Below are 11,696 nucleotides of genomic sequence, written 5' to 3'. Positions count from 1 at the left end.
CCCACGAAGGCCACCTTGCGGCCGTGCGCGTGGGCGGCGTCCAGGACCTGCTGGATGCGGTGCACGTGGCTGGCGAAACTGGAGACGATGACCCGGCGCGGCGCGGCCCGCATCACCTGCTCGATCGCCGGGTTCAGCTCCCGCTCGGAGGTGGTGAAGCCGGGAACTTCGGCGTTGGTGGAGTCGGTGAGGAACAGGTCCACGCCCTCCTCGCCGAGGCGGGCGAAGGCGCGCAGATCGGTGATGCGGTCGTCCAGCGGGAACTGGTCCATCTTGAAGTCGCCGGTGTGCAGCACCATCCCGGCGCCGGTGCGGATCGCGACCGCCAGGCTGTCCGGGATGGAGTGGTTGACCGCGACGAACTCGCAGTCGAAGGGCCCGAAGCCGCGCCGGTCGCCCTCCCGCACCCGCACCGTGCGCGGCCGGATGCCGTGTTCCTTGAGCTTGGCCTCCAGAAACGCCAGCGTCAGCTTCGAGCCGACAACGGGAATGTCCGCCCGCTCGCGCAACAGATACGGCACGCCGCCGATGTGGTCCTCGTGCCCGTGGGTGAGCACCACGGCCACGATGTCGTCGAGCCGGTCCCGGATCGAGGTGAAGTCCGGCAGGATCACGTCCACGCCGGGCTGGGTCTCCTCGGGGAACAGCACGCCGCAGTCGACGATGAGCAGCTTGCCGGCGTACTCGAAGACGGTCATGTTGCGGCCGATCTCGCCCAGGCCTCCCAGGGCGACAACCCGCAGCCCTCCGGCGGGAAGGGGAGGGGCGGCTTTCAGTTCGGGGTGCGGATGACTCATACCCTGACGTTACCCGTGGAGCGGGAGTGCATGATCCGTTGCCTGTGTGATCTCTCTGTGGCAGCGGGTGAGACGGCGAGGCCCCGCCGAGAAGCATCCGACGGGACCTGGCGCGACATGGTTTCCAGGTGAGTTCACGCACTTCCCCGATCAGCCGGCCGATCATGATACGGAGGGCAGTCGCGCGGGATGCCAAACGGCTCACACGGCTCGTGCGAGGCTCAGGCGCCTACGAGGGCGAGTACGCGGCCGCAGTGGCGGGCTACCGGGTCGGTCCTGATTACATCGAAGCCCACCGCGCTTTCGTAGCCGTCGGCGCCGACGAGCACGGAGTGCGGGTCCTCGGGTTCTACCCGCTCGTCCTCGCTCCACCAGAGCTCGATCTGCTGTTCGTCGCCGACGAAGTGCAAGGGCGTGGTATTGGACTGCTGCTCGTTGCGCACATGCGCCGACCAGGTTCTGCCGGTATACGGCACAGTTGCGCAGGCACAAGCGGGTCTGGGGGGCCGGGGGATGAGGGACTGGCCCCACTGGCCCCCCAATAGCGCCACTCGCGGACGTCACCGGCGACGCCTGCTGAACGCGAACACTGTCGGGCGCCGACCCGGGCGCGGCAACGTGGCGAGCAAGAGACGGCGTCCGAACCCTTCAGGCGCCGCCCACACCGATATGACGCCACCGGCCGGCGCCCGCTGGCCGTCACCTCGTACCGCCTTTTCATGGGGTCCGCCATGGTCCCCCGAGCAGGTGTTGCCGACAGTGAGCTTGGCGCGTCGCGGCCAAGTGTTCGACAGAAGTGCACCGAGCCTGTCCTCGGCGGCCTCGGCCCCGTCCGGCGAAACCTGCGCCTCGCACGGTGTCTGAACCCCCGGCTTCGACTTACGCGAGAGGCTGACGGAGCCGGGGCGCAGACGCTGCCGATGGATCGGCTCAGCGGCCGAGAGCCTTGCGCAGCTCATCCTTGTTCATCGAGGAGCGGCCCTCGATGTTCTTCTTCTTCGCCTCCGCATACAGCTGATCCCTGGTGGGTCCCTGTGCACCGCTGTGTGAGCGTTCGCCGCCACGCTGGGAAGCGGACTTGGGGTCCTTGGTGGAGGTCTTTCCAGCCGTCTTCGATTCGCCGGAACGTGCCCGTTCCTTGTTGACCGTGCGTGCGGCGATTTCCTTGGCGCGTCCCGTGGAAGAGCCGCGCTGCTTGGCGCTTTCCTTGACGTGCTCGTACTGCCGTTCCCGCTTGTCGCTGGATCCTGCCGGCATGTCCGCCTCCTGGTCGTCGGTTGCGCTGTGTGCTTTGTCGTGTTCCCCGGCCGGCCTGGAGGCAGGCAGCTCCTGTCCGCCTGTTCCGCCTTTCGTGGGCATCACCCGAGCCGTGCGGCTCCGAAATGCCGGCCGGATCCCTCTTGGGCGGGGACACGAGGGTCTGTGCCGCCGCCGTGGTCGCGCGCCAGGGCCTGCCACGGCGCAGCAAGCGTTACGGCAGGTGAGGGTGGGGAACCCACGCCCACAACCACCGAATGCGACCGTCCGCCGCCGCGGTAGTCGGGGACGGCCGACAGCGACAGGGAGTGAATCTGATGACGAAGGCGCGGGACATTATGACGGGCGGAGCCGAGTGCGTCGGGGCCGAAGAGACGGTGCTGGACGCGGCCCGCAAGATGAAGGACCTCGGCGTCGGTGCCTTGCCGATCTGCGGCACGGACAACAAGCTCAAAGGGGTACTGACCGACCGGGATGTCGTCGTGAAGGTTCTCGGCGCGGGCAAGGACCCCGCGACCTGTCCGGTCGGCGAGCTGGCCCAGGGCGAGGCAGTGACCATCGGTGCCGACGACGACGTGGAGGAGATCCTGCGCACCATGACGGAACACAAGGTGCGCCGTCTGCCGGTGATCGACGGGCATGACCTGGTCGGCATGGTCGCCCAGGCCGACGTCGCCCGATCCCTGCCCGATCCCAAGGTCGGCGACCTGCTCCAGGTCCTGTCCACCGACTGAGCCGAACGCCGGGACCCCGGGCCTCCTGGCCGCCGGTGTGGGAACGCACCGGATTGGCGGCCGGGGCCCGGGGCACCCGGGTCGGTGTATGACCCATGTGAGCGATGGTGACGAGGGAGGCTCCCTATGCTCTTGGCACATCCCGTCGTGCTGAAGAACCTCATCGAGCAGTACGAGACGCTGCGCGCCCTGCACGCCGAAAGCGGCACCTCAGAAGCGCGCCAGCGCATGGAAGACGTCGCTTACACACTCTGCGTGTCGACCGGCACTCGTGATATCGAAGCCGCCCTTGTCGCCGCCCGGCACCGGCTGCCCGGCGCCCGCACCGAAGACGACTCCCTCCTGACCACCTGACCTGCCCCGGAATTTCCCACAAGCACCATGACCACGACCGCCGACCTGCCAACGTTCAGCAGCCTCGACGAGCTGACCCAGCTCATCACCCACCGCCACGGCCTCTACGTGCGCTGGTCCCGCGGGCCGGAGAGCGACCTGCCGAAGACGAGCAGTACGGACGATCTGACCGGGATCAAGCTGCCGGGCCTGTCGGCCAGCCCTCTGGACCTCGAGGACTGGTGGGGCGAGCGGCCCGTGCGAGTCTGGGTCGCCCGCCGACTGTACGACTACTGCCACCTGCCGCACGTGAAGGACGTCCGCGCCCGCCCCTGGGTCCTGCGCGGCTCCGAGAGGGCCCGCGGACCGGACAATGAACCCCTGGTGACGGAGATCGAACCCCTCGGCTGGATCGCCGACCAGGTCATCACGGACGCCTGCCGCATCATCACCGAACAGCCTGGGCACTGGGGCACACTCGACCGAGACGAACCTTCTGAGGAGCCCCCTTATCCCTGAGGCCGTCGCCGAGGCGGCACGACCACCAGTAGCCCTCGGGCGGCGTCATCGCCTCCGGGCCCGATCCCGAGGGCGCGTAGTCCCGGCCGGTGTCGGCATCGTGCCATTGGTCGAGGCTGCGGGTCATGGAAGCCACCTGATGGGAGACACGTTCCAGGGCGTCGACGACGGCCTGGTAGCCGCCGAAGGACATGCGATGACGGCGCCGCAGGCGTCGGGGGTTGTAGAGGGTGCTCTCCCGGGCGGTGTGGATCGAGGACTGGGCCTGCTGCACGATCGGTGCCAGGTGGGCAGCGCGCAGGCGCCACTGCCGGGCGGCTTCCTCTTCCAGCTACCCCTCGCGCAGCGCCGGGTGCATGTCGCCGGTCAGGCCGTACAGCCGAGTGGGCGAGGGTGTGGATGCCGTACTCGGCGCTGCGGTAGCGCAGGGGAGGCAGCACCAGCGTGTTCACCACGACGCCGATGGCGCAGCCGATGAGCACGAGCGCGATGATCTGGCCAAGCTGGGACCGGCGTTGTGCATCGCTGGTGGCCGAGACGTAGGTGGAGAAGGCGAAGAACGCCGCGGTGGCGACCTGGGAGCCCAAGGCAGTGATCCCGGAGAAGAAGGACCAGGCCTCCAACCGGAAGAAGAAGGGCTCCGGAGGCGGTCGGCCCGTCAGCCACGACGCCGACCTCTACAAGGAGAGGAACACCGTCGAGCGACTGATCAACAAGCTCAAGGCCTGGCGAGGCATCGCCACCCGATACGACAAGACCCCGGACAGCTACCTCGCCGGCCCTCCGCCTACGAGCCTCGATGATCTGGATCAAAGACCTCACCCGGACCACCAATTGATCACGACTCGATACGCGCCCTAGTTGAGCATCGACGCCATCCGCGCCCTGACCGGATCCAGTGAGGCCGACCGTTCCCTCCCCGGCAGCGACCTCGGCTCCGCCGGCGCCGTCGCGGATTCCAGGCAGACCCTGCTGTGCACCTACCTCTCCGCCGTCCTCCTGCTCGGGCTGGTCCTCAACGCCACCCTCGGCTGGTCCTGGGCCGACCCGATCGCCGCCCTCGTCATCGCCACCATCGCCGTCAAGGAAGGCCATGACGCCTGGCAGGGCAAGGGCTGCTGCGCTCCCACCGCCCACACCCCGGCTTCCGCCGGGACCGCTGCGGCTGTGACGGACACGGTCCGTTGGCGCGGATGGCTCGTTCGGCCAGGTGCGAGGCGATGGCTTGGGGAAGACGACTACGGCGGACATGGCTCATCGTCCCGCCCTCCGGTGAAGTCTCCGCGCCTCCTCGCGCAAGTCCGCGTTGCAGAGCACGTCCGCGGCCGTGCAGGCCAGCGCGCTGGTGACGGCGACGAGTACGTCGCGGGCCCGGGGGGAGGCAGCTGCGGCGGCGAACTCGGGGGTGTGGTCGGACCCGTCGTCCATGATGGCGACGAAGGGGTGGATGGCGGGCACGTGTGTACTGACGTTGCCGATGTCCGACGATCCCAAGTAGACGCCCGGCGCAGGTGGCGTCAACTCGATCCCCGCCCCGGACAGGTGTCGGGCGAACGTCTCGGACAGCAGGCCGCTGTCACGGAAGTGCTCGTAGCGGACCGTGGCTCGGTCCACCTCGGTCCTGGTGCCCGTGGCGTGGGCGACGCCCTCGGCGCCGGTGCGCAACTGCCCGGTCAGGTCTTCCAACGCATCGGTCGTTGCCGCGCGCAGGCCGAACAGCCCCTCCGCGTACTCCGGGACGATGTTGGTGGCCTTGCCCCCGTCGGTGACGATCCCCTGCATGTGAGAGGCCGCCGGCAGACGCCTGCCCAGGGCGGTCAGGACGTTGAACAGTTCGAGCAGCGCCAGGAGAGCGTCGACACCTTCGGTCGGGTTGCCTGTGGGGTGTGCGGCGCGGCCGTGGAAGGCCACCCGGTACTGCACCTGCGCGGTCAGTGGCGCCCGCTTCCAGTTGTACACGCCCGGGTGGAACATCAGCGCGGCGTCGACGTCGTCGAACACGCCGGCCTCCACTTCCAGGACCTTTCCGCCCCCGCCCTCCTCGGCCGGCGTCCCGACAGCCGTGACACGTCCGGTCGAGGTGTCCAGCACAGCGTTCAGCGCGAGCGCCGCTCCCAGACCGGCGGCTGCGATGAGATTGTGCCCGCAGGCGTGGCCGAGGCCCGGCAAGGCGTCGTACTCCAGCAGCAGTGCCACGGCGGGACGGCCTTGCCCCGAATGGGCGGTGAACGCGGTGGGCATCCCGGCCACCCCGCGCTCGACCTCGAAACCGGCCTTTTCCAGTTCGCCCGTCAGCAGTGCCGCGGCCCGGTGCTCGGCGAAGGCGTGCTCGGGGTGGGCGTGCAACTCGAGGGCGGTCTCCCACAGCAGATCCGCCCGTTTCGCGACCTCCACGCGTAGCCCGGCGTGGACACCGGCGTTCACGTCGTCGCCGGAAGGCGTACGGGCCACCTGGCCTCCTCGGATCGAAGTGCGGTCGTCCGTCTTCGCTTCGTGCACCACCGGGTGCCATCAACCGGGCGTCGCAACACCCCGGGGTTTCAACCGAGGCACCGGTGCAACTCGTCCGGTGCGCTCTGGGACGACGCGAAGCGAAGTCATGCCGAAGTGCGGCCGGGCGGAGGATGACCGCTGGGAGGAACGATGGATCACTCGCGGGTACCCGTGCTGGAGGCGCTCGAGGAGTTCCGGCGCCGTGGAGACGTGGCGTTCGGCCCGCCGGGGCACAAACAGGGCCGCGGCGTGGATCCGCGGGTGGCTGACATCGTCGGGCTCGACGTGTTCCGGTCGGACGTACTGTCCCTCAACGGATTGGACGACCGCCGTCAGTCCCAGGGCGTGCTCAGCCAGGCTCAGGAATTGATGGCCGACGCGGTGGGGGCCGAACAGGCGTTCTTCTCCACCTGTGGCAGTTCCCTGTCGGTCAAGACCGCCATGCTGGCCGTGGCCGGTCCCGGCGAGAAACTGCTGCTGTCCCGCAACGCGCACAAGTCGGTGATCGCGGCCGTCGTCGTCAACGGCGTGGAGCCCATCTGGGTGCACCCGAAGTTCGACGCCGAACGGCACCTCGCGCACCCCCCGGAGCCCGACGACGTCCGGCGCCGCCTCGAGGAGCACCCGGACGCCAAGGGCATGCTGCTGATCACTCCCACCGACTGGGGCACCTGTGCGGACGTGGCGGGCGTGGCCCGTGTCTGCCACGAGTTCGGCGCACCACTGATCGTCGATGAGGCATGGGGGGCTCATCTGCCGTTCCACCCCGGACTGCCGGCCTGGGGCATCGACGCCGGGGCCGATCTGGTGGTCACCAGCGTCCACAAGATGGGCGGGGCTATCGAGCAGAGCTCCGTATTCCACCTCCAGTACGACCGGGTGTCGCCGGAGGCCCTCAAACAGCGGGAGGACCTGCTGGGCACCACGAGCGCCTCCTCCCTGGTCTTCGCGACCCTCGACGGCTGGCGCCGTCAGATGGTCGAACACGGGCGCGATCTCCTGGAGGCCGCGCTGCACCGTGCGGAGCGCATTCGGTCGGCCGCCGGAGATCTGCCCGGTCTGCGACCCATGGGCGGGGAGGTTGTCGAGGAAGGGTTCGCCGCCGCGTTCGACCCGTTGAAGATCGTGATCGACGTACGGGAACTGGGTATCAGCGGCATGCAGGCGGCCGAGTGGTTGAGGGCGAACCGGCATGTGGACGTCGGCGGCTCCGACACCTGCCGGATCAGCGCGTCCATCACGCACGCCGATGACGACGAGACCGAGAAGATCCTGCTGGACGCCCTGCGCGCGCTCGTCGAGGGCGCCGACTCCATCGAGAAGCAGCCGCCGGTGCGCCTGCCCGAGCCCTCGGACCTGGAACTGGAGCAGGCGATGCTGCCGCGGGAGGCGTTCTTCGCCCCGGTGGAGCACGTGTCCGCCGAGCGCGCCGCCGGACGGATCGCCGCGGAGATGATCAGCCCGTACCCGCCGGGGGTGCCTGTTGTCGCTCCCGGTGAGGTCATCACCGACGAGGTTCTGGACTACCTGCGCAGCGGTGTCGAGCACGGGGTCCTGATCCCGGACGCGGCCGACCCGTCGGTCGAGACGCTTCGTGTGGTGGCGCGGAACTGACGACGGTTGATCAGAGACATGGTCCTTCTCGGCGCGGCGAGTACCTGAAAGCCGGCGTCGGCAGTGACCGACGTGATGCTCCCGCCGCGAAGCGGGCCCCGAGGCGCTCCCCTTCGGCCCGCGACGCCGGGGGCGCCGGAGGCCCTTGTCAGGAACCTGGGAGGGGGGCCTCCGCGCTGCTCAGCGGTCAACAGGCGCCCGATGTATCTGGAGATCTACCGGCGCCTGACCGTGCACGAGGCGAGTGGCACTTGCAGCCTGGCAGCGCGGTGCCGGAGACGGTGGGCATCCCGCGCAATGAGCCTTCCTGGCCGTGACTGGCGGCCCCTTGCAACGAACCGTTGACGGGCCCGTCATCGCGCCGTCCGAGGAACTGCATCGAATGGGTGGGGTTACTCAATCCACCGGCAGGTGAGAACCCAAGGCAGCATGCGGCGGGCAACCCCGCCTTCAGTACGGCTCAGCAATGGAGAGGTGACCATGGCAGACATCAACTCCGCTGACGTGCAAACGGCTCTCAGGTGCCAGTTACCCGGCCAGCCGCGACGACCTCGTGGCGCTGGCCGATGACGGCCCTAACGACGTTCAGAAATCCGTGTTCGACCAAGACTGGCTGTGTGCAAAGCAGCCGGCGCCGCTGTCCCCTTGCACCGTCGTTCAGGTGCGCGGGCTGATGGTTGGCGATCAGGATCCCCACGCCCCTGCCGCAGGCAGGTGTCTCGGGTCGGCTTTGGCCGGGGGCAGGGCGCTAATGCTTTTCAGTAATGCTTTTCATTCAGTGCACCGAATGCGTGGAGGGACGAGCACCGGGGTTACGGGGAAGCGATGCCGGGTACCGAGGATGCGGTCGGCGCGGCGGGTGCCGGCTGTGATGGAGAGGTCCGGCATGGACGCTTCGGTGGACCGCATCGCGCAGCCGTGGGGCGGCCGTACTCCGTATGGGCGCCACGAGGTGTGGCCCGCGCGGGTGGACACTCATCTCGAGGAGGGCGTCGCACCGGATGACGTGCAGCGATGGGTGCGGGCCGCGTCGATTCTGCACTCCGACGGCGATGCGATGGACATCGCGGTCGTGGACGGTCGGATGGTCGGCGTCCGGGGACGCGCGCAGGACCGGGTGAACCACGGCCGTCTTGGGCCCAAGGACCTGTTCGGCTGGCAGGCCAACGCTTCTTCCGACCGGCTGACCCGGCCGCTCGTCCGCCAGGGCGGCCGTCTGGTCGAGACCGACTGGGCGACCGCCATGGACCGGATCGTGTCCCGGTCCCGGACTCTTCTTAAAGAGAAGGGCCCCGGTTCGATCGGCTTCTACACCACCGGTCAACTGTTCTTGGAGGAGTACTACACGCTGGCGGTGCTGGCCCGCGCCGGCATCGGCACGAATCACCTGGACGGCAACACCAGGCTCTGTACGTCCACGGCCGCCGAGGCGCTCAAGGAGTCCTTCGGCTGCGACGGTCAGCCCGGAAGCTACGACGACGTCGATCACGCGGACGTCATCGCGTTGTACGGGCACAACCTGGCCGAGACGCAGCCGGTGCAGTGGATGCGCATCCTGGACCGGCTCGACGGCGCCGATCCGCCCCGCCTGGTCTGCGTGGACCCCCGGCCGACGCAGGTGGCGCGCCGGGCTACGGTGCACCTCGCCCCGCGCGGCGGCACCAACGTGGCGCTGCTCAACGCGCTGCTGCACGAGATCATCCGCACCGACCGGGTCGATCACGCCTACGTCGAAGCGCACACCGTCGGCTTCGCGGAGCTGGAAGCCCGGGTCAAGGAGTGCACCCCCGAGTGGGCGGCCGGCATCTGCGACGTCCCGGCCGCGCGCATCCGCGAGGCGGCGGAGACCATCGGCTCGGCCGACCGGCTGCTGTCGACGGTCCTGCAGGGCGTCTACCAGTCCCACCAGGCCACCGCGGCCGCCGTGCAGATCAACAACATCCACCTGATCCGCGGCATGCTCGGCCGACCGGGAGCGGGCGTGCTGCAGATGAACGGCCAGCCCACCGCCCAGAACACCCGGGAGTGCGGCGCCAACGGTGACCTGCCGGGCTTCAGGAACTGGGAGAACGACCAGCACGTCGCGGACCTGGCGAAGGTCTGGAACGTCGAACCGAAGCAGATCCCGCACTACGCGCCGCCCACTCACGCCATGCAGATGTTCCGCTACGCCGAACAGGGCTCGATCCGCATGCTGTGGATCAGCGGCACCAACCCCGCCGTCTCCCTGCCCGAGCTGTCCCGCATCCGCTCGATCCTGTCGCAGGAGCGGCTGTTCGTCATCGTGCAGGACCTGTTCCTGACGGAGACCGCCCAACTGGCCGACGTGGTGCTGCCCGCCGCGACCTGGGGGGAGAAGACGGGGACGTTCACGAACGCCGACCGCACCGTGCACCTGTCCGACAAGGCCGTCGACCCGCCGGGCGAGGCCAGGCCGGACCTGGACATCTTCCTCGACTACGCCCGACTCATGGACTTCCGCGACAAGGACGGCGGCCCTCTGGTCCACTGGCACGACCCGGAGTCGGCGTTCGAGGCGTGGAAACGGTGCAGCGCCGGCCGGCCGTGCGACTACACCGGCCTCACCTACGACAGGCTGCGCGGTCCCAGCGGTATCCAGTGGCCGTGCAACGAGGACGCACCCGAAGGCACGGAACGTCTCTACACCGACGGCATCAGCTGGGCACACCCCGACCAGTGCGAGACGTACGGAAAGGACCTTCTCACCGGTGCGACAGACAGTGTGGTGGAGTACCGCTCCCTGAATCCGGACGGCAAGGCGATGATCAAAGCCGCCGCGTATGTGCCGCCGCATGAGGAGCCCAATGCGGAGTACCCGTTCCAGCTCACCACCGGGCGGACGATCTATCACTTCCACACCCGGACCAAGACCGGGCGTGCCCCGCAGCTGAACGCAGCCGCGCCCGATGTATGGGTGGAGGTTTCCGTCGCCGACGCGGACGAGCGGGAGGTGAACGAAGGCGACCTGGTGGAGGTCTCCACGCCCCGCGGCGCGCTGCGGGCACGGGTCCGGGTCACCGACATCCGCCCGGGACTGCTGTTCGTGCCGTTCCACTACGGCTACTGGGACACCCCGGCCGGTCACGGCCCGGACGAGAAGACACCCGGGCGCGCCGCCAACGAGACGACCGTCACCGACTGGGATCCGGTCTCCAAGCAGCCGTTGTTCAAGACCGCCGCGGCGGCTCTCACCCTCGTCGAACGCGGTGACGGCCAGGCGGCCACCGCGCCGACCACCACCGCCTCCGCGCCGTCACGGAGCGGCGGCGTTCCCGCAACGGCGGGAGGCCCCTCGGCAAGCGTGGCGCAGTCGGACGGCCCCGCCTGGCACGGACAGGAGGAGGGAAGCCGGTGAACGGCATCACCCTGACCCTGCGCGTGCTGCACCACGGCGAAAAGCATCTCGCCAGGCATCTGGTCACGGTGGCGGAACGTCATCGCACCGAGCACGAGATCCACCACGTCGCCACCGACCTGGCCGTCTGGTCCCGTGAACACGTCCAGCGACTGGCCGACACCGGTCACCACTACGGGGTGAAGCTCGGTGAGCCGCCGGACTCGTCCGACTCGGGCGTCCTGGCGACACTCAGGGAGAAGGCGGCTGAGGCCATGGGCCACCGGCCCGAGCCCGGTCTGCTCCTGCTGCGCGACCTGCGGGAGCTGCATCTGGGAGCGACCGAGAACTCGCTGCACTGGGAGATGCTCGCCCAGGCGGCCCAGGCCACCCAAGACGACCGGCTTTTGGCGCTCGCCTCGTCCTGTCACCCGCAGACCCTGCGGCAGATGCGCTGGTCCAACACCATGATCAAGAACATCTCCCCGCAGATCCTGACCAGCCTCTAGCTAGTGCCGCGGCAGGCAACGTTTACCCGTTGAGGAGCGGCGTCCGGTGCGTGCTCTCGGCGTGCCGGCCGGAAGCCCTCGTACT

9 protein-coding genes and 3 pseudogenes are annotated in these 11,696 nt (G+C 69.0%); 9 read left to right on the top strand and 3 right to left on the bottom strand.

Going from position 1 to position 11,696, the window contains the following annotated elements:
- Positions 1–797, bottom strand: a 797-nt coding sequence (locus tag ABZ281_RS17975) for a ribonuclease J (protein WP_356656552.1), incomplete at its 3' end; no start/stop codon positions are given.
- Between the two features lie 128 nt (positions 798–925).
- Here ABZ281_RS17975 and ABZ281_RS17970 point away from each other — a divergent pair.
- Positions 926–1,246 (top strand): annotated as a pseudogene (locus ABZ281_RS17970) (GNAT family N-acetyltransferase); the annotation flags it as partial.
- A gap of 481 nt (positions 1,247–1,727) precedes the next feature.
- Here the strand turns inward: ABZ281_RS17970 and ABZ281_RS17965 are convergent.
- A complete protein-coding gene (locus ABZ281_RS17965; RefSeq protein WP_356656550.1) occupies positions 1,728–2,054 on the bottom strand; it encodes a plasmid stabilization protein in 327 nt (108 codons plus the stop codon).
- Between the two features lie 317 nt (positions 2,055–2,371).
- On the opposite strand from ABZ281_RS17965, the gene ABZ281_RS17960 reads away from it, so the two are divergent.
- The 5 genes and pseudogenes from ABZ281_RS17960 to ABZ281_RS17940 form a co-directional block, all read left to right on the top strand.
- Positions 2,372–2,788, top strand: coding sequence for a CBS domain-containing protein (locus ABZ281_RS17960; protein WP_356656548.1), 417 nt, complete (start codon positions 2,372–2,374; stop codon positions 2,786–2,788).
- Positions 2,789–2,914: 126 nt separating this feature from the next.
- The gene (locus ABZ281_RS17955; RefSeq protein ID WP_356656546.1) at positions 2,915–3,142 is read left to right on the top strand and encodes a DUF5133 domain-containing protein; all 228 of its coding nucleotides are present in this window, start codon (positions 2,915–2,917) and stop codon (positions 3,140–3,142) included.
- 27 nt (positions 3,143–3,169) lie between these two features.
- Positions 3,170–3,640: a DUF6098 family protein gene (locus ABZ281_RS17950; protein ID WP_356656544.1), complete on the top strand. Its 471-nt coding sequence runs from the start codon at positions 3,170–3,172 to the stop codon at positions 3,638–3,640.
- 585 nt (positions 3,641–4,225) lie between these two features.
- Positions 4,226–4,478: pseudogene (locus ABZ281_RS17945) on the top strand (IS5/IS1182 family transposase); the annotation flags it as partial.
- Positions 4,479–4,501: 23 nt separating this feature from the next.
- Positions 4,502–4,771: pseudogene (locus ABZ281_RS17940) on the top strand (cation transporter); the annotation flags it as partial.
- Positions 4,772–4,894: 123 nt separating this feature from the next.
- Here ABZ281_RS17940 and ABZ281_RS17935 read toward each other — a convergent pair.
- The gene (locus ABZ281_RS17935; RefSeq protein ID WP_356656542.1) at positions 4,895–6,091 is read right to left on the bottom strand and encodes an amidohydrolase; all 1,197 of its coding nucleotides are present in this window, start codon (positions 6,089–6,091) and stop codon (positions 4,895–4,897) included.
- A 192-nt stretch (positions 6,092–6,283) separates the two neighbouring features.
- Between ABZ281_RS17935 and ABZ281_RS17930 the strand changes: the two genes are divergently transcribed.
- From ABZ281_RS17930 to ABZ281_RS17920, 3 genes are all read left to right on the top strand, one after another.
- Positions 6,284–7,747, top strand: a complete 1,464-nt coding sequence (locus ABZ281_RS17930) for an ornithine decarboxylase (protein WP_356656540.1) — start codon at positions 6,284–6,286, stop codon at positions 7,745–7,747.
- Between the two features lie 886 nt (positions 7,748–8,633).
- On the top strand, positions 8,634–11,123 hold the full coding sequence (locus ABZ281_RS17925) for a nitrate reductase (RefSeq protein WP_356656538.1): 2,490 nt from the start codon (positions 8,634–8,636) through the stop codon (positions 11,121–11,123).
- Positions 11,120–11,611, top strand: a complete 492-nt coding sequence (locus tag ABZ281_RS17920) for a hypothetical protein (RefSeq protein WP_356656536.1) — start codon at positions 11,120–11,122, stop codon at positions 11,609–11,611. The genes ABZ281_RS17925 and ABZ281_RS17920 overlap by 4 nt, the downstream gene beginning before the upstream one ends.
- Positions 11,612–11,696: the final 85 nt, after the last annotated feature.

The organism is Streptomyces sp. NPDC006265 (assembly GCF_040613555.1).
Taxonomy (GTDB): Bacteria; Actinomycetota; Actinomycetes; order Streptomycetales; family Streptomycetaceae; genus Streptomyces.
Note: the sequence above shows the minus strand (reverse complement) of the source record. Positions and strands in the feature narration are given on the sequence as shown.